18 protein-coding genes and 1 pseudogene are annotated in these 23,379 nt (G+C 71.0%); 8 read left to right on the top strand and 11 right to left on the bottom strand.

The window, feature by feature from the left end; all coding sequences use genetic code 11:
- Positions 1-56: 56 nt before the first annotated feature.
- Complete coding sequence (locus OG226_RS31535; protein WP_329350791.1) at positions 57-839, bottom strand: VOC family protein; 783 nt, start codon at positions 837-839, stop codon at positions 57-59.
- Positions 840-1,046: 207 nt separating this feature from the next.
- Between OG226_RS31535 and OG226_RS31540 the strand changes: the two are divergent.
- Positions 1,047-1,306: pseudogene (locus OG226_RS31540) on the top strand (HXXEE domain-containing protein); the annotation flags it as partial.
- 71 nt (positions 1,307-1,377) lie between these two features.
- Here the strand turns inward: OG226_RS31540 and OG226_RS31545 are convergent.
- The gene (locus OG226_RS31545; protein ID WP_329350793.1) at positions 1,378-2,181 is read right to left on the bottom strand and encodes an endonuclease I family protein; all 804 of its coding nucleotides are present in this window, start codon (positions 2,179-2,181) and stop codon (positions 1,378-1,380) included.
- Between the two features lie 223 nt (positions 2,182-2,404).
- A complete protein-coding gene (locus OG226_RS31550; RefSeq protein ID WP_329350795.1) occupies positions 2,405-4,732 on the bottom strand; it encodes a glycosyltransferase family 39 protein in 2,328 nt (775 codons plus the stop codon).
- Positions 4,733-4,877: 145 nt separating this feature from the next.
- Between OG226_RS31550 and OG226_RS31555 the strand changes: the two genes are divergently transcribed.
- The 4 genes from OG226_RS31555 (at position 4,878) to OG226_RS31570 (ending at position 11,168) form a co-directional block, all read left to right on the top strand.
- Entirely contained in the window at positions 4,878-5,729 is an 852-nt protein-coding gene (locus OG226_RS31555) for a serine hydrolase (protein ID WP_329350796.1), read from the top strand.
- 70 nt (positions 5,730-5,799) lie between these two features.
- A complete protein-coding gene (locus tag OG226_RS31560) occupies positions 5,800-6,834 on the top strand; it encodes an esterase-like activity of phytase family protein (RefSeq protein ID WP_329350797.1) in 1,035 nt (344 codons plus the stop codon).
- Between the two features lie 105 nt (positions 6,835-6,939).
- Entirely contained in the window at positions 6,940-10,698 is a 3,759-nt protein-coding gene (locus tag OG226_RS31565) for an ABC transporter ATP-binding protein (protein ID WP_329350798.1), read from the top strand.
- Positions 10,699-10,787: 89 nt separating this feature from the next.
- A complete protein-coding gene (locus OG226_RS31570) occupies positions 10,788-11,168 on the top strand; it encodes a hypothetical protein (RefSeq protein ID WP_328686484.1) in 381 nt (126 codons plus the stop codon).
- A gap of 242 nt (positions 11,169-11,410) precedes the next feature.
- Here the strand turns inward: OG226_RS31570 and OG226_RS31575 are convergent, their stop codons facing one another.
- Positions 11,411-12,070, bottom strand: coding sequence for a hypothetical protein (locus OG226_RS31575; RefSeq protein WP_329350800.1), 660 nt, complete (start codon positions 12,068-12,070; stop codon positions 11,411-11,413).
- A gap of 111 nt (positions 12,071-12,181) precedes the next feature.
- Positions 12,182-14,002 carry a glycoside hydrolase family 3 protein gene (locus OG226_RS31580; protein ID WP_329350802.1) on the bottom strand — a complete coding sequence of 607 codons (1,821 nt, stop codon included), beginning with the start codon at positions 14,000-14,002 and terminating at the stop codon, positions 12,182-12,184.
- A gap of 445 nt (positions 14,003-14,447) precedes the next feature.
- Here OG226_RS31580 and aroA point away from each other — a divergent pair, with 445 nt between their 5' ends.
- Together aroA and OG226_RS31590 are read left to right on the top strand one after the other, a co-directional pair.
- Positions 14,448-15,701, top strand: coding sequence for a 3-phosphoshikimate 1-carboxyvinyltransferase (gene aroA, locus OG226_RS31585; protein WP_329350804.1), 1,254 nt, complete (start codon positions 14,448-14,450; stop codon positions 15,699-15,701).
- A 193-nt stretch (positions 15,702-15,894) separates the two neighbouring features.
- Positions 15,895-16,482 (top strand): RBBP9/YdeN family alpha/beta hydrolase, encoded by a 588-nt coding sequence (locus OG226_RS31590; RefSeq protein WP_328683213.1) that lies wholly within the window; start codon positions 15,895-15,897, stop codon positions 16,480-16,482.
- A 53-nt stretch (positions 16,483-16,535) separates the two neighbouring features.
- Here the strand turns inward: OG226_RS31590 and OG226_RS31595 are convergent, their stop codons facing one another.
- From OG226_RS31595 to OG226_RS31610, 4 genes are all read right to left on the bottom strand, one after another.
- Positions 16,536-17,789, bottom strand: coding sequence for an MFS transporter (locus OG226_RS31595; protein WP_328683214.1), 1,254 nt, complete (start codon positions 17,787-17,789; stop codon positions 16,536-16,538).
- 79 nt (positions 17,790-17,868) lie between these two features.
- Complete coding sequence (locus OG226_RS31600; protein WP_328683215.1) at positions 17,869-18,669, bottom strand: sugar phosphate isomerase/epimerase family protein; 801 nt, start codon at positions 18,667-18,669, stop codon at positions 17,869-17,871.
- A gap of 24 nt (positions 18,670-18,693) precedes the next feature.
- Positions 18,694-19,629, bottom strand: a complete 936-nt coding sequence (locus OG226_RS31605; protein WP_328683216.1) for a bifunctional helix-turn-helix transcriptional regulator/GNAT family N-acetyltransferase — start codon at positions 19,627-19,629, stop codon at positions 18,694-18,696.
- A 47-nt stretch (positions 19,630-19,676) separates the two neighbouring features.
- The gene (locus OG226_RS31610) at positions 19,677-20,021 is read right to left on the bottom strand and encodes a hypothetical protein (RefSeq protein WP_329350805.1); all 345 of its coding nucleotides are present in this window, start codon (positions 20,019-20,021) and stop codon (positions 19,677-19,679) included.
- A 146-nt stretch (positions 20,022-20,167) separates the two neighbouring features.
- On the opposite strand from OG226_RS31610, the gene OG226_RS31615 reads away from it, so the two are divergent.
- Complete coding sequence (locus OG226_RS31615) at positions 20,168-20,836, top strand: Type 1 glutamine amidotransferase-like domain-containing protein (protein ID WP_329350807.1); 669 nt, start codon at positions 20,168-20,170, stop codon at positions 20,834-20,836.
- A gap of 83 nt (positions 20,837-20,919) precedes the next feature.
- Here OG226_RS31615 and OG226_RS31620 read toward each other — a convergent pair whose 3' ends face one another.
- Positions 20,920-21,942, bottom strand: a complete 1,023-nt coding sequence (locus tag OG226_RS31620; protein WP_328683219.1) for an NAD-dependent epimerase/dehydratase family protein — start codon at positions 21,940-21,942, stop codon at positions 20,920-20,922.
- A 105-nt stretch (positions 21,943-22,047) separates the two neighbouring features.
- Positions 22,048-23,364 carry an MFS transporter gene (locus OG226_RS31625; RefSeq protein ID WP_329350809.1) on the bottom strand — a complete coding sequence of 439 codons (1,317 nt, stop codon included), beginning with the start codon at positions 23,362-23,364 and terminating at the stop codon, positions 22,048-22,050.
- Between the last annotated feature and the right edge of the window lie 15 nt (positions 23,365-23,379).

Genomic DNA, 23,379 nt, shown 5'->3' on the forward strand with positions numbered 1-23,379 from the left:
GCGGAAATGTGACACTTCGGCGTTGAGTGTCACATTTCCGGGACCCACCCCTGGCCTCACATCCGCGGATCCGGCGTCAGCAGTGCGAACACCGCTCCGAACGGGTCCCCGAGCCAGGCCATCCGGCCGACCTCGGGTACGTCCGTCGCCGGCATCAGCACGGAACCGCCGTTGGACCGCGCCGCCGTGATCGTGGCGTCGACGTCCGTCGAGTGGAAGTACGGTACCCAGCGCGGGAGTTCGCCCGCGCCGTCGCCCAGCGGTGCGACTCCGCCGAAGGAGGCGTCCTGCTGGTCCCCTTTCGCGGTGCTCAGTACCCGGTACGTCATGCCGGGTGCCGGCATCTCCTGGCTGCGCCAGCCGAACAGGCCCTGGTAGAAGGCGATGTCAGCCTCCGGGTCGGGGGCGTGCAGCTCCGCCCAGAGGAGGGTGTTCGGGGCGGAGGTGAGTTCCAGGCCCGCGGTCCTGCCGGGCTGCCAGAGCGCGAACTGCGCGCCCTGCGGGTCGGTGGCCTGGGCCAGCATGCCCTCGCCCATGACGTCCACGGGCTCCAGGCGGACGGTTCCGCCGCCGTCCGTGACGGCCTGGACGGTGGCCGTGATGTCGTCGGTCCTGAAGTGGATCATCCAGGCGGAGTTCGCCCCTTCCTCGGTGAGCGGTCCGAGGGCGGCGACGGTCTTCCCGTCCACCTGGAAGAAGCCGTATCCGCCCGTGTCGGGACCGGCGGAGACGAACCGCCAGCCGAGGACGGCGCCGTAGAACGCGGCGGCGGCCTCGGTGTCGGGGCTGCCGAGGTCGAGCCAGTTGGGCGATCCGGTGGTGAAGTCGGTGCCGAGCATGAGGTACTCCTGGGCGAGGGGTGGGCCGGGACGGGAGCCACGATGCCGTCCCGCCCGTCGCCGTCCGCGCACGAGCACTGACAGGACGCCGGTTTCCACCGAACGGCCGAACGGCCGAACGTTCGCCAGTGCCGGCGCCGTGCGCCGACAGACTTCCCGCCATGGGCGGACACCGGGTGGGCGAGGCGGCCGGGCGCCGAAGTCCGCGTGGCCCTTGGACTGTTGGCCGCGTGGGCGGTGCACGATCTGGAGGAGGTGGCCGCGATGCCGGACTGGACCCGAGGACACGTGCCCGGGCTGCGGCAGCGGTAGCCGCGCGTGCCGGAACGGGTGTGGCGGCGGCTGGAGTCCATTGATGGGCGGGGTGGTCGCGGTCCTTCACGCTGTGGGCCCGGGGCCGGCTGCGGCGGGCCGGTGTCCTGCGTCCCGCGCGACCGCGCGACGTGGCACAGGGGCTGGCGCTCGCCGTGGTTGTTGCACAGCGCCGCCGGTCTGAACTCCCCCTGGAGCAACGGGAGTTCAGACCGGCAGCCGCTTCCTACCAGATCGCCTCCACCCACTCCGGGTGGTCGATGAACGGGTTGCGGTTGTGCTGGTAGGTGTCGTAGATGACCTGGTTGCGGTTCTCCTCGAAGGCGCTCGGCGGGTCCGCCGCGCTCCAGGCCTTGAGGACGGCGAGCTTGCCCATGTAGGGGTTGCTGCCGTTGTTGACCTTCTCGTTGGGCTCCAGGTCGGCGAAGCCGTCGTCGCCCTCGTAGCGCACGGCCATGTAGAGGATCATGCGGGCCACGTCGCCGCGGTCCGCCGCGCGGGGTGCGAAGGAGTCGGAGTCGACGGTGCTGCCGCCGCCGTTGGTGACCGCGCTGCCGCCGTTGTCGAAGTCCAGGTTGCCGCGGATGCTGTTGACCTGGACGTCCGCGGGACGCAGGTGGTGCAGGTCGGTGCCGGGACCGGTCACCTCGCCGAAGTCGCCGTGGGACTTGGCCCAGGTGTGCTCGCGGTTCCAGTCGCCGACGTCGCCGCCGTTGAGGGACTTGGCGCGCGAGACACCGCTGTACAGCAGGATCACGTTGTTGCTGTTGTTCGGGTCCTGGTCGGTGACCTTCAGCGCGTTCCAGACCGCCGAGTACGAGATCTTCGTCTGGCTGCTGATGATCGTGTGCAGCGAGGACTTGAGGGCGGTGCCCGTCTTGCCGACCGCGTTCTTGTAGTACGTCGAGTCGTACGAGGTCGTCGTGGCCGACGCCGGGGTCGCGGTCAGGGTCGGCGCGGTGAGGCCGACCAGGACGGCCGCGGTGGTCAACGCCACCGATTTCCAACGGTGCATGCGAGTCGCCAACATAAAGAGTGTCCCATCTACGCGGGTTGAATGGGGCGGCAAACGGGAGCGTGACATGTTCATGCGGTCTAGTAAATAAACGGGACGTGTCGATCCGGTGACCTGAAGCGACAATCTGCCCTGTGTCTACGCGAGTTGACGATGGGACGACGTACCGAAACGGCCCCCGACCTTGTGGTCGGGGGCCGTTGGCCGTTCAGCTACGTCGGTGTCGCCTACGTCGGTGTCACTTCACGTCCGACGGGTCCAGCCGGTAGATCGTCGACGTGGTGGTCGTCGAGGTGCCGGTCGTGGAGGACGAGGAACTCGAACTCCTCTCCGTCGACGCGCTCTTGTCGTACGCGCTCTCCTTCACCGCCGTCGCGTTCTTCTGCACCCACGCGGTGATCTCGGTGTTCAGGCTGCTGTTGCCGCCCATGCCACCGCCACCGAGCTGGATGTAGTGCAACTCGCCCTTCTTCACCAGCTCCTTGAGCTTGGCGAGGGTCATCGCCTTGTCGGAGCCGGTGAAGCCCCACATGGAGATGACGGGCTTGTGGGTGCTGAGGATCAGCTGGCCCGCGCTCTGTGAATTGGACACCGCGAGCAGCCACTTGGCGCCGTCCTGGTGCTTCTCCAGGTACGAGACGAGCGCGCTGGACGTGGTGCCGCCCATGCCGCCCCCGCCGCCCGTACCGCCGCCGCCGAAGCCGCCGCGCGTACCGCCGGTGCCGCCACCCGGAGCCGTACCACTGCCGGTTCCGGTGCCGCCAGGAGCCGTACCGCCGCCGGGGAACTCCCCGGTGGCACCGCCCTGTTGACCACCGGACGTGCCACCGGTGCCGCCGGTCGGCGCCCCGCTCGGCGCGCCGCCGCCCTGCGGTACCTCACCCGTGCCGCCGCCACCCGGGGTCATCCCACCGGGCGCCTCGCCGCTCGCCCGGCCGCCGCCCTGCTGGGTGCCGCCGCCGGCCATCTCGCCGGGACCGCCCTGGCCGCCGCCGAAGCCGCCACGGCCGCCGCCCCCACCCGGGCCGCCCATGCCGCCGCCGGTCGACGGACCGGCCGTCGGGTTGGTGCCGCCCATGCCGCCGGTGGTGCTGGAGGCCGCCGGGGACACGGCGTACGCCGTCGGACCGGCCAGCGCCGCGATGATCGCCGCCACGATGGACGCGGTCAGCAGCCGGGCCCGGTTGCCGGAGCCCGAGCGGAACACGAACAGGCCCGCGATCGCGAGGACCATCAGCACGCCGACCGTCGGCCACAGCCAGGTGTTCCAACCGGAGGCCCGGCGCAGCACCACGATCGCCCAGATCGCCGTGACCGCGAGACCGGCCGGCAGGATCCAGGACCAGCGCGCGTCACCGCCACGGAAGGCGCGCCACAGCATGACGCCGCCGCCACCGCACAGGGCCGCGATGCCCGGGGCGAGCGCGGTCGTGTAGTACGGGTGCATCGTGCCCTGGGCCATGCTGAACGTGACGTAGTGCAGCAGGGTCCAGCCGCCCCACAGGACCAGCGCGGCGCGCGTCGGGTCGGTGCGCGGGGCGCGGCCGACCAGGAGCAGGCCGGCGATCAGGGCGATGGCCGAGAAGGGGAGCAGCCAGGAGATCTGGCCGCCGAGGACGTCGTTGAACATCCGGCCGATGCCCGCGGTGCCGGCGAACGTACCGCCGCCGCCACCCCCGCCCCCGCCGCCGTTGCCCTCGCCGCCGAACACGCGGCCGAAGCCGTCGTAGCCCATGATCAGGTCCCAGGCGGTGCCGTCGGTCGAGCCGCCGATGTACGGGCGGTCCGAGGCCGGGACGAGGGAGACGACCGTGGCCCACCAGAAGCTGGAGACGGCCAAAGCGACTGTGGCCAGGGCCAGTTGGACGATCTTCTTCTGCCAGCCGAGCTTCGACGCGAACAGGTACACGGCGAAGACGGCGGGCAGGGCGATGTAGCCCTGGAGGAGCTTGGTGTTGAAGGCGAAGCCGAAGCAGACCGCGGAGCCGATCAGCGGCAGCAGCTTCTCGGTGCGTACGGAGCGCAGGCCGAGGGCCGCGCCCGCCACCATCAGGAGGACGAGCAGGGTGTCGGGGTTGTTGTCACGGTTGATGGCGACCGTGATCGGCGTCAGGGCGAGGACCAGCGCGGCGATCACCGCGGCCACGTGCCCGAAGTACCGCTTCACGGAGGAGTGCAGGATCCAGATCGTGCCGAGCGCGGCGGCGACCTCCGGCAGCATCATCTGCCAGGTGCCGAAGCCGAAGATCCGGCACGACAGGCCCATCACCATCAGGGAGAAGGGCGGCTTGTCGACCGTGAGGAAGTTGCCCGCGTCCAGCGAGCCGAAGAACCAGGCCTTCCAGTTCTGGGTGCCGCTGTAGATCGCGCTGCTGTAGAAGCTGTTGAGGCTGGAGCCGGAGAGGTTCCAGGAGTACAGCACCGCGGCCAGGACCATGATGGCGATCAGCGCGGGCAGCGACCAGCGGGGCGCCTTCTCGGGCGGCGTGTCGGCGGGTGGGGCCGGCGGCGGCCAGTCGGCGGACGCGGGTTCGGTGTGGGGGTGTGGATCGGTGGCAGATGTCACCCGGGCATCGTGCGAAAACAGGGTGGGTGACTGCTGTGCCGAACCTTGCCACCGGCTGTGAATTCGCAAAGGGGCGGGTAACGCGTCGTACAACTGTTCTCCAACCCGTACAACCTTTCACGCCTTGCTGTGAGTCAACTCAGGTATGACTCAGTCTCTTTGGACATCCCGCCGAGCCAGAGCGGTGGCTGTCGGCGTGGGCGCCGGCGTCCTCATACCCGTGCTGGCCGCCGCGACGCCCGCTGCCGCGGCTACCCCGACGGTCAGCTGTACGTCGGCCAAGGCGGGCCTCGCCGCCAAGCTGAAGAAGGACATCACCGCGGCCCTCGCGACCCGTAAGGGAACCGTCGCCGTCGGCCTCTACGACCGCACCACCAAGACCACCTGCACCCTGCGGGCGACGAGCGCCTACGACTCCGCCAGCACCGTCAAGGTCACCGTCCTCGCCACGCTGCTGTGGGACGCGAAGAAGCACAACCGCACGCTGACGACGCGGGAGTCGACCCTCGCCAAGGCCATGATCACCAAGTCGGACAACGACGCGACCTCCACCCTGTGGAAGCAGTTGGGCCTGACGAAGATCAAGGGCTTCCTGACGGCGGCCGGCATGACGCAGACCAAGCCGGGCGCGAACAACTACTGGGGCCTGACGCAGGAGACCGTGACCGACGAGCAGAAGCTGCTCAATCTGGTCACCGCCAAGAACACGGTGCTGAGCGACAACTCCCGTGCGTACATCCTGATGTTGATGAACCAGGTCATTTCCAGCCAGCGCTGGGGCACCCCGTCCGGAGCCCCCTCCAGTGTCACCGTGCACGTCAAGAACGGCTGGCTGCAGCGCTCCACGCACGGCTGGCGCGTCCACAGCCTGGGCACCTTCAACGGCGGCGGCCACGACTACATGATGTCCGTGCTCACCCAGGACAACAGCACGATGAGCTACGGCATCACCACGATCCAGGGTGTCGCGAAGGCGATCCACAAGGACCTCGCGTAGGTCCCGTCCTGGGGAAGCGCTTTACTGCGCGGTCTCCCGCACGTCACCCACCCGTCCTACGGTGACGCCCATGCGCCTGAGAACCGTACTCACGACCGCGACCGCCGGCCTGGCGGCGGCCACCTGCCTCACCGCCGCCGCCGGTCCCGCGAACGCCGGCAACTCCCGTACCGGTAACGCCTGTTCATCGTCCGTCTCGATCGACCGCTTCTCCGACGCGCTCGACAAGACGACGTACGACGGCACCTTCGTCGGCAACTTCTCCGCGCTCGCCGTGGACAAGGACGGCTCGATCGCAGCCCTGGAGGACCGCTCCTCGCTGTTCGACCTCAACGCGAAGTCGCTCCAGCCGAAGCGCGCCGTCCACCTCGCCGACGAGAACGGCGCCGACCTCGACTCCGAGGGCCTGGTCATCGACCGCGACGGCACGCGCCTGATCACCTCCGAGACCGAACCGTCGATCCGCCGCTACTCCGCCGACGGCAAGATCCTCGACCGCCTCCCGGTCCCGTCCTCGCTGCTGGTCGCCCCGGCGGGCCGGGCCGTCTCCAACCAGACCTTCGAGGGCCTGACCCTGCTGCCCGGCGGCCACACCCTCCTCGCGTCGATGGAGTACCCGATCGCCGGGGACACCTCGGGCGACGTCCGCTTCCAGACCTGGACCCGGACCAGGGGCGACCACTTCAAGCTCGCCGCGCAGTACGCGTACAAGCCCGACGCCTCCTTCCTCGGCGTCCCCGAGGTGCAGGCCCTGCCCGACAGCCGCCTCCTCGTCCTGGAACGCGGCTTCACCAGCGGCGTCGGCAACACGGTCCGCCTCTACCTGGCCGATCCCCGCCACGCGACGGACACCAGCAGGACCGACACCCTCACCGGCAGGCCCGGAGTCCACCTCGTCGAGAAGACCCTGCTGGCCGACATCGCCGACTGCCCGACCCTGGGCGCCACGGCGAAGCAGCCCCAGCCGAACCCCCTCCTCGACAACATCGAGGGCATGGTGATCACGGGGAAGGAGAAGGGCCGCTACAAGGTGTTGCTGGTGAGCGACGACAACCAGAACACGGCCCAGACGACCCGCTTCTACTACCTCCGGGTACGTGTCTGACGGCTTCGCCTGCCGACGGTTTGTTGCGGAGGGATGAAATCCGCTTCAATGCGCGTTGGTGCCTTCCGTAGGACCAGCTGATCAGGGGCGAACGGAAGGCACCGCGTGGCAGCGAAACAGGGGGAAACACAGGGCTGGGCCCGAAGGCTCGCCGGATACGCCTGGCGCTACCCCAAGGACCTGGTCCTGGCCCTCGGCGCCTCCCTGGCCGGCATGGCGGTCACCGCCCTCGTCCCCCTGGTCACCAAGGTGATCATCGACGACGTGATCACCGGCCACACCCGCACCATGGCCCCCTGGGCCGCCGCCCTGATCGTCGCCGCCCTCCTCGTCTACGTCTCGACGTACATCCGCCGCTACTACGGCGGACGCCTCGCCCTGGACGTCCAGCACGACCTCCGCACCGAGATGTACGGGACGATCACCCGCCTCGACGGCCGCCGCCAGGACGAGCTGTCCACCGGCCAGGTCGTCGGCCGCGCGACCAGCGACCTCCAGCTGATCCAGGGCCTGCTCTTCATGCTCCCGATGACCATCGGGAACGTCCTGCTCTTCGTGATCTCCCTCGCGATCATGGCCTGGCTGTCCCTGCCGCTGACCCTGATAGCCCTGGCGGTCGCCCCCGCCCTCGGCTTCATCGCCCGGCGCAGCCGCAGCAAGCTGCACCCCTCCACCTGGTACGCGCAGGCCCAGGCCGCCGCCGTGGCCGGTGTCGTCGACGGCGCCGTCAGCGGCGTACGTGTCGTGAAGGGTTTCGGCCAGGAGGACCAGGAGACCGGGAAACTCCGCGAGGTCGGCCGCCGTCTCTACGCAGGCCGCCTCCGCACGATCCGCCAGAACGCCCGCTACACCCCCGCCCTCCAGGCCGTCCCCGCCCTCGGCCAGGTAGCGATGCTGGCCCTCGGCGGCTGGCTCGCGGTGCGCGGGCACATCACGCTCGGCACGTTCGTCGCGTTCTCCACCTACCTCGCCCAACTCGTCGGCCCGGTACGCATGTTGGCCATGGTCCTCACGGTCGGCCAGCAGGCCCGCGCCGGCACCGAACGCGTCCTGGAACTCATCGACACCCAGCCCTCCATGACGGACGGCACCAAGGAACTCCCCGCCGACGCCCCGGCCACGGTCGAGTTCGACGACGTCTCCTTCGGCTACGACCGCGCCCCAGGCACAACCAGCCCGGTCCTCAACGGCCTCACCTTCGAGATCCGCCCCGGCGAGACCCTCGCGGTCGTCGGTTCCTCCGGCTCCGGAAAATCCACGGTCTCGCTGTTGCTGCCCCGCTTCTACGACGTCACCCACGGCGCCGTCCTCATCGGCGGCCACGACGTCCGCGAGCTGACCCTCGACTCGCTGCGCGCCGCGATCGGCCTGGTCCCCGAGGACTCCTTCCTCTTCTCGGACACGGTCCGCAACAACATCGCCTACGGCCGCCCCGACGCGACCGAGGAGGAGATCCTCACCGCCGCGCGCGCCGCCCAGGCCGACCGGTTCATCCAGGAACTCCCCGCGGGCTACGACACGACGGTCGGCGAGCACGGCCTCACCCTCTCCGGCGGCCAGCGCCAGCGCGTCGCCCTCGCCCGCGCCATCCTCACCGACCCGCGCCTGCTGGTCCTGGACGACGCGACCTCGGCGGTGGACGCCCGCGTCGAGCACGAGATCCACGAGGCCCTCAAACAGGTCATGCAGGGCCGCACCACCCTGCTCATCGCGCACCGCCGCTCCACCCTCAACCTCGCCGACCGCATCGCCGTCCTCGACGGGGGCCGCCTCGCCGACATCGGCACGCACGACGAACTCCAGGAACGCTCACCGCTCTACCGCCGCCTCCTCACCGACCCCGACGAACTCGGCGGCGTCTCACCGGGCCACGCCCAGCCCGCCGCACCGGCCGAAGACACCTCCGTACGGGACGAGTTGGACGCGGAGTTCGACGCCGAGCGCGGGGTCACGCCCCGGCTGTGGACCGGCGACCGCGAGCCCAAGGACACCGCGCTGTCCGGGATGCCCGCGACGCCCGAACTCCTCGCCCAGGTCGACGCGTTGCCCCCGGCGACCGACGTCCCCGACATCGACGAGGCGGGCGCGGTCCGCGCCGAGGACTCGTACGGACTGCGCCGACTGCTGCGCGGTTTCGGCCCGCCGCTGCTGATCAGCCTCGGCCTCGTCGCCGTGGACGCGAGCATGAGCCTGCTGCTGCCGATCATGATCCGGCACGGCATCGACCAGGGCGTGACCAAGATGGCGATCGGCGCGATCTGGTCGGCGTCGCTGCTCGCGCTGGTGGCCGTGGCGGTCCAGTGGGTGGCGCAGCGCGGCGAGACCCGCATGACGGGCCGTACCGGCGAGCGGGTCCTCTACACCCTCCGCCTCAAGATCTTCGCCCAGCTCCAGCGCCTCGGACTCGACTACTACGAGCGGGAGTTGACCGGCCGGATCATGACGAGGATGACGACGGACGTCGACGCCCTCTCGACCTTCCTGCAGACGGGGCTGGTCACGGCCTTCGTCTCGGTCGTCACCTTCTTCGGCATCATGGTCGCCCTGCTGGTGATCGACGTACAGCTCGCGCTGGTCGTGTTCGTCACCCTCCCCCCGCTGGTCGTCGCCACCTTCTTCTTCCGCCGGGCGAGCGTGAAGGCGTACGAACTCGCCCGTGAGCGTGTGTCGTTGGTGAACGCGGACCTCCAGGAGTCGGTGTCGGGGCTGCGGATCGTGCAGGCGTTCCGGCGCGAGAAGGACGGCGGCCGGCGCTTCGCCGAGCGCAGCAGCAGCTACCGCGCGGCGCGTACCCGGGGCCAGTGGCTGATCTCGATCTACTTCCCCTTCGTACAGCTGCTGTCGTCGGTCGCGGCGGCGTCCGTACTGATCGCGGGCGCGGGCAGGGTGGACAACGCGACCCTGACGACAGGCGCGTTGGTCGCCTACCTCCTCTACATCGACCTGTTCTTCGCCCCGGTCCAGCAGCTCTCCCAGGTCTTCGACGGCTACCAGCAGGCGACCGTCTCCCTGGGCCGCATCCAGGAGCTGCTCCAGGAACCGACGTCCACACGGGCCGCCGACGAACCGCTCGAAGTCCTCTCCCTGCGCGGCGACATAGCCTTCGAGAACGTGCACTTCGCGTACGGCTCCGCCGAAGAGGCAGATACCGAAGAGGCCATCGGTGGCGTCGAGTTGAGCATCCCCGCCGGCCAGACGGTCGCCTTCGTCGGCGAGACGGGCGCGGGCAAGTCGACGCTCGTGAAGCTGGTCGCCCGCTTCTACGACCCGACGGGCGGCCGGGTCACGGTCGACGGCACCGACCTCCGCGCCCTCGACATCACGTCGTACCGCCACCACCTGGGCGTCGTCCCCCAGGAGCCGTACCTCTTCCAGGGCACCGTCCGCGACGCCATCGCCTACGGCCGCCCCGACGCCACCGACGCCGAGGTGGAGGCGGCGGCCCGCGCGGTCGGCGCCCACGAGATGATCGCCACGCTCGACGGCGGCTACCTCCACGAGGTGGCCGAACGAGGCCGCAACCTCTCGGCGGGCCAACGCCAGCTGATCGCCCTGGCCCGCGCCGAACTGGTGGACCCCGACATCCTCCTCCTGGACGAGGCGACAGCGGCCCTGGACCTGGCCACAGAAGCCCAGGTCAACCAGGCCACCGACCGCCTCGCGGGCCGCCGCACCACCCTCGTCGTCGCCCACCGCCTGACAACGGCGGCACGAGCGGACCGGGTCGTGGTGATGGATCACGGGCGGGTCGTCGAGGACGGCACGCACGACGAGCTGCTCGCGCTCGGCGGTTACTACGCCGACCTGTGGCGCACGTTCGTCGGTGTACCGGGGGCGGAGGAGCAGGTCACCGCCCCGCGCTGATGGTCGCGCAACCATGCGACATACGTCTTGCGTCCGTACATCAGTACGCTGTTCGGCTGCTGTGCTGTGCGGGAGGGACGACTGTGGAGATGGGTGCGCTACGACGGCGGGTGGCGCTCGGCATGGCCGTGCTCGGCACGTCCGGGCTGCTCGCGTTCGCCGTCCCCGGCACGGCTCAGGCGGCCGCGGTCTGCCCGGGGCGGGAGGTGGAGACGCTGCACTTCTCCACGGGCACCGTCCACGTCTTCCGCCGGGGCGACTACATCTGCGCGTACACCGTCCCCAAGGCCTCCGGCGCCAAGCGCTCGATGTCGGTCAGCGTGCAGGCCCGCGGCAACCGCCCCGTCGTCGACAAGGGCCGCTACAAGCACCGGGCCGGACCGGTCACCGTGCACGCCGGTCACCGGTGCGTGCTGGTGAGGGGCGCGGTCGGCGGCGGATCGGTCAGCTCGGGCTGGATCCTCTGCTGAGTCGCTGGCCGGCGGCGTAGACGCGCCGGGGCGGCCACCGCCGCCGCCCAGACCGGCCAAGTCACCGATATCGAGGACCAGTTGCCGACGACACCCGGCACGAGCCTGGTCCAGGAGGAGCCGCGTACACCGGCTACCGCTACTTCGTCCCGAACTGCACCCAGCCGCAGCGAACCGACCCGGATCGCGGACACAGACCCGGACAACCTCCTTACCGCGCACGGCCGTTGACAGTCACCCGACTACACCGGCCGGGCGCAGCCCACGGGTCGCTCGCCGCCGAGCTGGACGTACAGGGCGGTCGACGCGGGGCAACTCGCGCGCCGGAGCACGGCCTTGACCACCTTGTACTGCGGCTTCCGCCGCCCCGAGCCGTCGCACGTCGTCTCCCGGACCTGCCCGCTGCCCGAGCCGTAGACACAGTCGCCGACGATCGTGCGGGGGCCGCCCCCGCCGCCCGGGTCACCGGGGTGCGGCGGCTCCAGGTTCCGCATACAGGCGTAGCCCTTGGGTATGACCCCGTCGCCGCCCGCGCCCGACGACCCCTGGGCGCCGATGTGCAGCACGAAGTCGGTGGTGGCCGGACAGGCTGGACCGTCGCTCACATCAGCGTCGTAGCGGGCGACGACCCTGGCGGCGGCGCGCTCGCTGGTACACGGCACCTCGGTGAAACTCGTCGTACCGAAGGAGCTGCACTCGGCGACGCCGAGGAACACCGCGCCGTAGCCGGTGGGTTGGGTGGTCGCGGACGAGGTCATGGACGAGGTCGCGGCTGACTTCCCGCCGAGCCGTCCGTCGCCCGCACCCTCGCCCGATCCGGAACCGTGCGCGGCCTGGCAGCCCGTGGCCAGGGCGGCGAGCAGCACCGCGCACACCGCCCCCACGCACCATCGCTCACGCATCGATCCCCCCGACTGCCCCCGCCCAGCGTGACCCGCGGCAGCGGGGGCACGCCAGACGTGCGGGGGGCTTTGGTCCGGTTGGCGGGGGTGGGGCGGGTGTGGAACGTACCCCTAGTACGACAGCCCGTGCCCCAGGGGATACAGCACCTGCGCCGGATCATCCGCGCGCCGCACCGCGACCGGCAGTTTCCCGCGGGGCCGGACCCGGCCCGCGATCACCCGTGCCGCCGCCCGGAGTTCTACGTCGGTCCAGGAGTAGGCCGCCAAGTAGGCGGTGACGGAGGGCAGTTGGGCAACATCGTAGGGGTTCCGGACCGCGACGGCCACGACCGGTGTCCCGGTGGCGACCAGTTGCTCGACGAGAGTCTTCTGCGCGTCGGCCGCCGTGACGTTGTAGGTGGCCACAACCACCACATCCGCCTCACGCGCCGCGGCCACGGCCTTCGCGACGGTCGACGCGGAAGGAGCCGTACCGGTGGAGAGGGCGGTCGCCGTGAACCCCGACTCCCCGAGCGCCGCCGCGAGCACGCCGGTGGGTGGACCCGTAGTACCCGTGGGGGAGGCCGGATCGGCGCCGACCACCAGAACCCTCCCGTGCGTACGACGGGACAGCGGCAGCAGTCCCGCCGAGTTGACCAGCAGGGTGGTGGTCCGCTCGGCGATCCGGTCGGCGGCGGAGAGATGTGCCGCGCTCCCGACCGTGCGGTCGACACCCGCCCGGCTGACGTACGCGTCCTCGAACAGCCCCAGCCGCTCCTTCAGCCGCAGCACCCGCAGGATCGACTCGTCGAGCCGCGCCTCCGTCAACTCCCCACCCTGCACGGCCTTGAGGACGGCGTTCCAGGCGACGTCGAGGGAGGGCGGATTGAGCAGCTGGTCCACCCCGGCCTTCAGCGCGAGCACCGGCACCCTGTCGTCCCCGTACTTCTGGCGTACGCCCTCCATGGCCAGCGAGTCGGTGATCACGACCCCGTCGTAGCCGAGTTCGCCGCGCAGGATGCCGGTGACGATGGGGTGGGAGAGGGTGGCCGGGTCGCCGGAGTCGTCGAGGGCCGGGACCATGATGTGGGCGGTCATGATCGAGTCGATGCCCGCCCGGACGGCAGCCCGGAAGGGCACGGCGTCCAGCGCCTCCCACACCTCCCGGCTGTGCGTGATGACGGGAAATCCGAAGTGGCTGTCCACGGCGGTGTCCCCGTGCCCCGGGAAGTGCTTGGCGGTGGCGGCGACCCGGCTGCTCCGATACCCCTTCACCTCGGCGGCGACGAGCGCGGCCACCGCGTCCGGGTCGGCGCCGAAGGACCGTACGCCGATGACCGGGTTGGCCGGGTTGACGTTCACGTCGGCGTCGGGGGAGTAGTCCTGGTTGACGCCCATCGCGCGCAGCTCGGCGCCGGAGATCCGGCCGAGGGCACGGGCGTCGGTACGGGAGCCGCCGGCACCGATCGCCATCGCGCCAGGGAAGAGGGTCGCGGGCGCGCCGATACGGCAGACGATGCCGTGTTCCTGGTCGGTGGCGACCAGTAGGGGCAGCCCTCGGGGTCGGCCGAGGGACGCCTTCTGGATGCCGTTCGAGAGGTCGGCGATCTGTTGGGGGTCGCGGGTGTTGTGCGCCCAGGTGAAGTAGATGACGCCGCCGACGTGGTACTCGGCGATCAGCTCGGCGGCGGTACGCACGCCGATCTCGCTCAGGTTGGCATCGATGTCGGCCTGGTCGGGGGCGGTGGCGGAGTGGCCGTAGACCCGCATCACGAAGAGCTGGCCGACCTTCTCCGGCAGTGTCATGCGGGAGATCAGCGAGCGGAGTCTCTTGTCGTCGGCGTGGGCGGTGCCGCCGACCGCGAGGGACGCGGTGACGCCCATGGTCGCGGCGAGGACGGTACGTCTGGAGGGCACGTGCGCTCCTTCCGGAGGTGTTCCACTTCGGATCATCGGATCCGCTGAAGGAAACTTCCACGACTTCACGAATATCCGGGAAGTTTCTGCCAGTCAAGGGAGCGCACAGTAAACCGGAGGAGGGGCCGCCATCGGCGCAGTTGGAGGGGGGCGCGCCGATGACGGCTTGCTGCCGGCCGCGGTACGGAGGAGAGGGTTGGTCAGCGTTCGCAGCCAGCAGCGAGGCCGACGCCGTACCACGGAGACTCATCCGGCAGCATGCGGTTTGGACGGCGGGGAGGGGATGCGGGTTCCCTCCTTCCGGTCGATTCCCGGAAGTTGGTGAACCCGTGCACAACGGGACGGATGCGGTCACCCACAGGAACGCGCGAGCGGACGGCGGAGGCGTACGGGAGAACGGCAGGGGCCCAGGGGAGAACGGTGGTCGTCCATCCCGTGGACGTCCCGGCGGTCCGGCCGACCGCCGCCCGATCATGAGGGCATGCCCGTAGTCGACATCCCCGGTTCCAAGTCCATCACCGCCCGCGCGCTGTTCCTGGCGGCCGCCGCCGACGGCGTCACCACCCTCCGGCGCCCCCTCCGCTCGGACGACACCGAGGGTTTCGCCGAGGGCCTGACCCGGCTCGGCTACCGCGTGGGACGGACCCCGGATGCCTGGCAGATCGACGGACGCCCGCAGGGTCCGGCGGTCGCGGAGGCGGACGTGTACTGCCGGGACGGCGCGACGACGGCCCGCTTCCTGCCGACGTTGGCGGCGGCCGGGCACGGCAGCTTCCGCTTCGACGCGTCCCCGCAGATGCGCCGCCGCCCCCTCCTTCCGCTCACCAGGGCCCTGCGCGACCTGGGCGTCGACCTGCGCCACGAGGAGGCCGAGGGCCACCACCCCCTGCGCATCGAGGCGTCGGGGGTGGAGGGCGGAGAGGTGGTGCTGGACGCCGGCCAGTCCTCTCAATACCTGACCGCGCTGCTTCTGCTCGGCCCCCTGACCCGGAAGGGCCTCCGCATCAGGGTCACGGACCTGGTCTCCGCGCCGTACGTCGAGATCACGATCGCGATGATGCGGGAGTTCGGGGTGGAGGTCAGCAGGGAGGGTGCTACTTACGTCGTCCCGCCGGGGGGCTACGGGGCTACCACCTACGGGATCGAGCCGGACGCGTCCACCGCGAGCTACTTCTTCGCCGCGGCGGCCGTGACCGGCGGCGAGGTCACGGTCCCCGGCCTCGGCACGGGCGCGCTCCAGGGCGACCTGGGCTTCGTCGACGTACTGCGCCGGATGGGCGCGGAGGTGGAGACGAGCGCGAAGGGCACCCGGGTGCGCGGCACGGGCGAGTTGCGCGGCCTCACGGTCAACATGCGGGACATCTCGGACACCATGCCGACACTGGCCGCGATCGCCCCCTTCGCCTCGGGCCCGGTCCGCATCGAGGACGTCGGCAACACCCGGGTGAAGGAGTGCGACCGGCTGGAGGCCTGTGCGGAGGGCCTCCGGCGGTTGGGCGTGGAGGTGGCGACGGGCCCGGACTGGATCGAGATCCGGCCGGGTGCCGCGCCGGGGTCAACTCCCGTCGCAGGCACGGAGATCAAGTCCTACGGCGACCACCGCATCGTCATGTCCTTCGCGGTGACCGGGCTGCGGGTACCGGGTATTTCGTTCGACGACCCGGGGTGTGTGCGGAAGACTTTCCCGGGTTTCCACGAGGCGTTCGGGGTGCTGCGGGGGCAGTTGCAGGGGTAGGGAGGCGCGGGTGGGGCGGTACAAGGCGCGGGCGGACAGGTTGAGTTGACGGTGGACCGCACCCGGCACCGGATCACCCTCCACACCCTGCACCGATCACCCTCCGCCCCGGGCGCCGGTGGCTTGTTCGCGCAGGGACGCCCGGTCGCCGTCAACTGGACCGATCGGCCGGTGATCGGAAACCATCGGCCTCATGAACTCCTACCTCATCCTCCACGGCTGGCAGAACCACCGCCCGAAGGAGCACTGGCAGCACTGGCTGGCCGACCGGCTCGGTGAACTCGGGCACCACGTCGTCTACCCCCAGCTGCCCGACCCCGACGTCCCCGACCTGGACGTGTGGCTGGGTGAACTCGCCCGCTGTCTCGACGAGTTGAAAAACGGCGGCGGCACCGAACGAGTCGTCCTCGGGCACAGCGCCTCCGCGCTGCTCTGGCTGCACGCCGTGGCCCGCGGGCAGGTCCAGGGCGGTGCGGCGGACCGTGTGCTGCTGGTCGGACCGCCCTCGCGTGCCGTGGTCGCCCAGTATCCGGAGGTCGCCGGATTCGCCCCGCCCGCCCCCGACTTCACCCTCCCCGGGAACGTCCGCCTCGTCGCCGGCGACGACGACCCGCACTGCCCGGAGAACGCCCGCACCGCCTACGGCGACCCGTTCGGCATTCCCACCGAACTCATCCCGGGCGCGGGCCACTTGGACCTGGTCGCCGGTTACGGCTCGTGGCCCGCGGTGCTGGACTGGTGCCTGGACGGGACGACACGGCTGGTGGCCCGTCCGGCGTAGGACTGACTCCGGGCCGGCCCGGTCTGTGCGGGTGGGCGCGAAGGCGCGGTGGCTCACGCCTCGTCCGGAGTGACCCCGACCCCCGCCCCGGCCCGCAGTTCAGGCGTACTCGCCCCCACCCCCACCACCGCCAGCACACACAACAACCCGCCGGTGAACAGGGCCGTCGCGCCCGAGGTCCAGCCGGCGACCAGGCCGCCGCGGAGGTTGCCGAGGTTGGGGCCCGCCTGGCCGACCATCTGTTCGGCGGCGGAGACGCGGCCCAGGAGGGCGTCCGGGGTGTGGGTCTGGACGATCGTGCTGCGGGAGATCACGGACGTGGAGTCGGCGGCGCCGGCCAGGGCGAGGAACGCGAGGCCCGCCCACGGGTTCGTCATCAGGCCGAAGGCGGCCAGCGCGGCGCCCCACGTGCTCGCGCCGAGCAGCATCACCAGGCCCGGGCGGCCGAGCCGGGTGACCGTGCCGGAGAAGACGGACGCGGTGATGCCGCCGACGGAGATCGCCGAGAGGAACAGGCCCAGGGTGCGCGGATCACCCCCGAAACGCTCGGAGTTGATCAGCGGGAAGAGGCTGACGGGCATCGCGAGGACCGTCGCGGCCAGGTCGGTGAGCAGCGCGCCGCGCACCACCCGGTGGCCGGCCAGAAAACGCAGGCCGTCCAGGACACCGTGCAGTCCGGCCCGCGACGGTTCGCCCTCGGGCGGCAGCGCGGGCAGGCCGAAGGCGCCGTGGAAAGCGAGGAGGAAGGTGAGCGCGTCGACCAGGTAGCAGGCGCCGATGCCGGCCCAGCCGATCAGCAGGCCGCCGAGCGCGGGGCCGACGAGCATCATGGTCGTGAAGGACATGGTGTTGAGGGCGAGACCCGCCGCCACCTGGTCCTTCGGCAGCAGCCGGGGTATGAACACGCCCGACGCCGGGCCGCCCACCGCGCCGAAGCACGACTGAGCGGCGACCAGCGCGAGCACACCGAGCACCGGGACGTGCCCGGCGAAGCCCTGCACGGCGAGGAGCAGCGAACAGACGGACTGGCCAACCGTGTTGAAGAGGTAGATGCGCCGCCGGTCGCCGCGATCGACCCACGAACCGGCGAACAGCCCGACGACCACCGTCGGCACCGCGTTCGCCAGCCCGACCGCACCGGTCCAGACCGTGCTGTGGGTCATGTCCCAGACCTGGTACATGACGGTCACCATGGTCATGAACATCCCCAGCACGGACACCGTCCGCCCGATCAGCAGCCGCCGGAACACCGGGGACGTCCGCAAGGGCCGGACGTCGATCAACGTATGGGCGAGTCCGGGGCTCATGAGGGCATGACGGAGCGCGGGGTGGGGTGAGGAGGCACCGGGGGACCCTAAGCCGCGGCCCGCCCGGGCCGCCAGTCGTTTACGCCGAGTCGTTGAGCAGCCGCGCCAGGTGATCGTGACCGGCGGCCAGCAGTTCGGGCAGCGGCGCGGCGGCCTCGTACCACCGCTTCTCGTACTCCCAGCAGAGCCAGCCGTCCCACTCGTGCCGGGAGAGGACCTCGACGCACTCGGCGAGCGGGAGGACGCCGGCCCCGAGCGGCAGCGGGGTGGTGTCGGCGGCCGACGCGATGTCCTTGACCTGCACGTATCCGAGATACGGGCCGAGCGCGGCGAGCGTCTCCGACGGCTGCTCGCCGCCGAGCCAGGTGTGCATCACGTCCCACAGCGCACCGGCCTGCCGATGCCCGACCGGCCCGAGCACGCGGAGCGCGTCCGCGCCGGTGCGGTGCGAGTCGTGGGTCTCCAGCAGCACCCGTACGCCGAGATCGGCACCCCACTCCGCCGCGGTACCGAGCCGCCGCGCGGCCGTGGCGTCGGCCTCCTCGACGGACTGCTCGGCATCACCACCGGGAAAGACACGGATGAAGGGCGCGCCCAAGTCCCGTGCCAGCTCCAGCAGTTCACGGATCTCCGCGAGTACGGCGTCGTCGTCGCCCGGTGCCGCCACCCGCGCATACCCCGCGAGGCCCAGGACTTCGACCCCAGCCGCCTTGAACTCGGCCGCCACGTCGGCCCGTTGGCCGGCGTCGATACCGGGGTGCACGGGCTCCTCGGGATGCGCGCGCAACTCGACGCCGTGGTAGCCGTGCGTGACGGCTAGCTGGAGCACGTCGGCCACGGGGAGGCCCGGGACACCGAGGGTGGAGAAGGCGAGCTTCATGGTCAGGACCCTACTCGTCACCGCTCAGTGTGGCTCGTGCAGGTCGAGCCGCCAGTCCTGGCCGACGAGATCCTGGCCGAAGGAGCGGTGCGGTTTCTCGGCGGCGAGGACGAAACCGTGCCGTTGGTAGATACGGCGGGCGGCGCCGAGGATGTCGTTCGTCCACAGCACGAGGTCGCGATACCCGACCCCGCGCGCGAACTCGACGACGGCGGCGACGAGTTGATCCCCGATCCGCAACCCGCGCGCGTCCGGCTCGACGAGCAGCAGCCGCAGCCGGGCGGTACCCGGAGCGTCGTCCCGCACACACATCACGCACCCCACGGCCCGCCCGTCGAGCTCGGCGATCCACACCCGCTCCAGATGCGGATCGTGATCCTCGGCGAAATCGGCGACGATCCGCGCGACGAGCCCTTCGTAGTCGGCGTTGAAGTCGTACTCGGCGGCGTACAGGGCCGCGTTCCGCTGCACGATCCAGCCCAGATCACCGGGCCCGGGCTCCCGCAGTACGACGTCCTCGGGCTGCGGCCGGTGCTTGCCCGACGCCGACAGAACCGTCCGTACGGTGTGCAGCGCCTCGGCGAGCCGCGGCCGGTCGGCCTCCGGCACGGTCGCGAGCAGCGCCCCGACGGATTCGTCCGCCCGCTCCGCCAACAGAGCGGCGGTCTCCCGCCCCCGCACGGTGAGCGTGACCTGCCGCCGCCGCGGATCCCGCTCCGAGGGCGCCCGCTCGACCAGCCCGTCCTGCTCGAACCGGTTCAGGATCCGGCTCAAGTACCCGGCGTCGAGGGAGAGTTCGGTTCGGAGATCGGCGGCGTCCGTACGAGGGGAGTGCGCGAGTTCGTACAGGACGCGGGACTCGGTGAGGGTGAACGGGGCGTACAGGTGGCGGCTGTAGTCGAGGGCGCCGATGACGTTCGTGTAGAAGCGGTTGAAGGCGCGAATGTCCTGGACGGTCATGATCGATCCCCGGTGCTCGCTCAGGGTAGTTGACTCAGTCAGAGGTATTACGGGTCCGACGGTAGTACCGGGGAGGGCCGCGCGTCCATGTTTCCGGGCCACGCGTCCGAGATTCTGTTCGCGTACTCGGGGAACGGTGTCGGCGGATCGTCCACCATGTTGTCGGCGGTCGACAGCACATGTTCCAGGGCGAGTTGCTCAGCGTGGGAAGCGGAGCGCCCGGCCGCCCACCCCACGATCGCCGGTACATCGGCGCTACGACGCGCGGGCACGAGGGACAACTGGCAGGTGTGCACGAAGGGTCCGTCCCCGAGCGGATCCCCTACGGCCCGCCCGGCGGCCTGCGCCGCGCTCACCCCGGCACCCGTGTCGGGCACGCTGTCCGGCAACACGTCGACCGCCGCCGGATTCGACCAGTACGGCAGCCGCCGGCGCCGGTACTCGGCAGGGAGGCACTGACACTGGCGCCGGGGGAGCGGAGCTGGGGGCGGATCCGGGGTTCGTTGCGCGCGTCCGTCCGCCGTGCTTGGCTCGCCCGATGAACCTTCTGCTGACGGCGAGTGGCCTGCGCAACGAGACGCTGCGGGATGCGCTGCGGGACATGCTGGGAAAGCCGTTCGGGTCGGCGAACGTCGTGTACATCCCCACGGCGTCGGTCGCCGAGCCCGGGGACCACGGGTGGCTCGTCGCGGACCTGAACCGGCTGCACGGCCTCGGCTGGCGGGAGTTCGACGTCCTGGAACTGAACGGCCTGCCCCGGCAGTTGGTGCTCGACCGGCTGCTGCACGCCGACGTCATCTATGTCGAGGGCGGCAACCACTACCACCTCGCACGCAGCATCACCGGCAACGGCCTGGCCGACGGCTTCCTGGAAGTGCTGGAGAACCGGGTCTATGTCGGGGTCAGCGCCGGTTCGATGATCTTCAGCCGCAACCTCACCGGACACTCCGCCGACGTCATCGGCGACACCACGGACCTCCACGTACTCGGCGCGACGACCGTGGACCCCCCGTTCGGCCTCTTCGACTGGTACCTCAAGCCCCACCTGTACTCGCCGAACTTCCCCGAACGGGACGACGCCTGGGCTGATCGCATCACCGCGCGGGCGGACTTCCCGATCTACTTCATCGACGACGACACGGCCGTCCGCGTCAGGGACGGCAAGGTGGATGTCATTTCTGAGGGCCGGTGGCGGTTCCATCAGTGACGTGACGTGACGTGACGTGACGCGTGGCGGGGAGCCCCGGACAGGGGAGGGGCGCTGCTGAGTCGCCGGGGCGAGCGTCTGCGTCAGCGCCCTGAGAGGAAGGCATCCTCGGCCGCGTAGTCGAAGTACTCCGCGAAGTAGCCGTCGTCGAGGGGTCGTTGGCCGCCCTCGGCCGCTTCCACCAGCCAGTCCAGTACGGGCGCGATCGTGGTCGCGTAGGTACCGGCCGGCCGGTAACCGAGTGCCGTAGCGGCGGAGGTGTCGAGGACGATCGGGTGCGGGGAGTCCCAGGGGGTGGTGCCCAGGCCGGCAGGCGCCGTGTCGTCAAGCAGTACCACCTCCTCCCACTCATGGCCCAGGTGCCCAGCAATCGCCCGGCAGATCTCCCGCACGCTCGGCGCGTCCGGATCGGCGCAGTTGAGGACGCGGGTGCCGGGCCGCTCGGCGACCGTCTCGATGAGCGCGGCGAGATTCGCGGCGGCGGTGGTGTGGACGACCCCCGCACCTCGCCGGGCCAGCAGCAAGGCCGTACGCCCGTCCAACACCCGCTTGACGACGGCCCATTCACGCGCCGGTGACGCCCCGACCCCGTGAATCTGCGAGGGCCGCAACACGCTGATGGGCAACCCGCTCTCCAGGGCGACGAGTTCGGCGGCGACCTTGTTCGCGCCGTAGCCCTCGCGTGAGCGGTAGTCGATGTCGTCGCGCGGGGCCATGGTCGGGTTGGTCTCGGAGATCGGGCCGGAGAAGCGAGGCGGGGTCGACGAGTTGACGTGGTTGCCAGCCGCGTCGATGTAGACGGCCCGGCCGGAGATCAGCACGGTGGAGGTCGCGTGCGTGGCCAACGGCAGCAGCGAACGGGCGTCGGCGCCGGTGAAGCAGAGACAGTCGACGAGGAGGTCGGTTCCCTCGCCGACCGCGGCCCGCAGGGCGGTGGCGTCCGCGCGGTCCACGGCCCTGAACTCGCCCCCGAGCGCGCCCAGTTCGGTCGGCATGTGGGCGGGGTCCCGGCCGGTCACGTCCACCCGCCATCCGGCGACCAGCAGACGATGCGCGACGGCTCGCCCGACCAGTCCGGTTCCGCCGAGGATGAGAGCACGGGGCATGAAGGGATCGTAGGCCGGCACCGGGCACGGGAGTTGGCGCTTTTCGGAGCGTTACTGCGGGGGGGATGCCTTTACCGTGCGCGGGAGTTGCCGTCTCCCGGATCTCTACGGCTGCGAGGACGCCGGCCGCGCCGCGGCAACGTCGTACTGCCAGAACGGTCTGACCACCAGCGCCCCCGCGATGACCACGAACACGCACACCAGCGAACCGCCCGTCCACGCGAGGCCCAGGCCTGTCGTTGAGGCCATGGCGCCGGCGCGCAGGTCGCCGAGGCGGGGGCCGCCCGCGACGACGACGGTGAAGACGCCCTGGAGACGGCCGCGGAGGGCGTCGGGGGCGTAGGTCTGGAGGATGGTCTGGCGGTAGACCGCGCTGACGAGGTCGGCCGCTCCGGCGGCTGCCAACAGGGCTGCCGCGGCGAGGAGTTGGTGGACCGTACCCGCGAGGGCGACCGCCGCCGCCCAGACGACGACGGCGACGGCGAGTGCCCGGCCCTGGCGGCGTACGCGCCCGATCCACCCGCTGAACAGGCCCGCCGCGACGGACCCGATCGCGATGGCCGAGTACAGCAGCCCCACCCCGCTACCACCGAACCGCGTCTGCGCCGCCTCCGGGAACAGCGCGGTCGGCATGGCCAGGGTCATCGCCGCGATGTCGACCGCGAAGGACATCCACAGCACGGGTGCGACGGCGATGAACCGCAGCCCGTCGAGCACCGAGCGCAGCCCACCCTTAAGGGCCTCCGAGCCGGTCGGCTTGACCGAGGGCAGGCGAAGAGCCGAGTACAGCAGGAGCGAGAACAGCACGGCGTCGGCGCCGTACGCCCAGCTGTAGCCGTTCGGGAGGGAGATCAGGACGCCCGCGACCAGCGGCCCGGCGACCTGTCCGACGTTGCCGGCGGTGAAGTACAGGGTGTTCGCGGCGGGTACCAGCGGGGTCGGCACGACACGGGGGATGATCGCGCCCCGGGCCGCGGACGACACGGCGAAGGCGCCGGCCTGCACGGCGACGAGGCCGAGGATGAGCGGCACCGAACGCACGCCGGCGACCGCCTGGAACAGCAGGGCGAGCGTGACCACCCAGGTCAGACACGCCGACGCGAGGTACAACGTACGGCGGTCGAACCGGTCCGCGACGGCACCGCCGTACAGCCCGAAGACCACGAGCGGTACGAGGCCGGCCATCCCCGTCAGCCCCACGGACAGCGACGACCGGGACAGGTCGTACACCTGCACCGGGATGGTGACGTCGGTGACCATGGTCCCGACGTAGGCCGCACTCTGCCCGATCAACAGGCGCCGGAAAACGGGGAGTTGGAACGGGCGGGTGTCGAGCGCGGCACCGCGCAGCCCGGCGGCGAGGCGGGTCTTCAGCGCGGGCGGGGAGGGAGAGGGAGAAGGCGCGGGGGGTGTCGTGGGCATGGTTCTCACGCTGGC

This window comes from Streptomyces sp. NBC_01261, from assembly GCF_036226385.1.
In the GTDB taxonomy this organism is placed as follows: domain Bacteria; phylum Actinomycetota; class Actinomycetes; order Streptomycetales; family Streptomycetaceae; genus Streptomyces.

Excerpts from the sequence above, each read along its gene's own strand:
- OG226_RS31555 (WP_329350796.1), top strand. The coding sequence starts at position 4,878 with ATGACTCAGTCTCTTTGGACATCCCGCCGAGCCAGAGCGGTGGCTGTC.
- OG226_RS31580 (WP_329350802.1), bottom strand. The coding sequence starts at position 14,002 with ATGATCCGAAGTGGAACACCTCCGGAAGGAGCGCACGTGCCCTCCAGA.
- OG226_RS31535 (WP_329350791.1), bottom strand. The coding sequence starts at position 839 with ATGCTCGGCACCGACTTCACCACCGGATCGCCCAACTGGCTCGACCTC.
- aroA (WP_329350804.1), top strand. The coding sequence starts at position 14,448 with ATGCCCGTAGTCGACATCCCCGGTTCCAAGTCCATCACCGCCCGCGCG.
- OG226_RS31570 (WP_328686484.1), top strand. The coding sequence starts at position 10,788 with ATGGGTGCGCTACGACGGCGGGTGGCGCTCGGCATGGCCGTGCTCGGC.
- OG226_RS31625 (WP_329350809.1), bottom strand. The coding sequence starts at position 23,364 with ATGCCCACGACACCCCCCGCGCCTTCTCCCTCTCCCTCCCCGCCCGCG.
- OG226_RS31615 (WP_329350807.1), top strand. The coding sequence starts at position 20,168 with ATGAACCTTCTGCTGACGGCGAGTGGCCTGCGCAACGAGACGCTGCGG.
- OG226_RS31590 (WP_328683213.1), top strand. The coding sequence starts at position 15,895 with ATGAACTCCTACCTCATCCTCCACGGCTGGCAGAACCACCGCCCGAAG.
- OG226_RS31560 (WP_329350797.1), top strand. The coding sequence starts at position 5,800 with ATGCGCCTGAGAACCGTACTCACGACCGCGACCGCCGGCCTGGCGGCG.
- OG226_RS31545 (WP_329350793.1), bottom strand. The coding sequence starts at position 2,181 with ATGTTGGCGACTCGCATGCACCGTTGGAAATCGGTGGCGTTGACCACC.
- OG226_RS31575 (WP_329350800.1), bottom strand. The coding sequence starts at position 12,070 with ATGCGTGAGCGATGGTGCGTGGGGGCGGTGTGCGCGGTGCTGCTCGCC.
- OG226_RS31595 (WP_328683214.1), bottom strand. The coding sequence starts at position 17,789 with ATGAGCCCCGGACTCGCCCATACGTTGATCGACGTCCGGCCCTTGCGG.
- OG226_RS31620 (WP_328683219.1), bottom strand. The coding sequence starts at position 21,942 with ATGCCCCGTGCTCTCATCCTCGGCGGAACCGGACTGGTCGGGCGAGCC.
- OG226_RS31605 (WP_328683216.1), bottom strand. The coding sequence starts at position 19,629 with ATGACCGTCCAGGACATTCGCGCCTTCAACCGCTTCTACACGAACGTC.
- OG226_RS31600 (WP_328683215.1), bottom strand. The coding sequence starts at position 18,669 with ATGAAGCTCGCCTTCTCCACCCTCGGTGTCCCGGGCCTCCCCGTGGCC.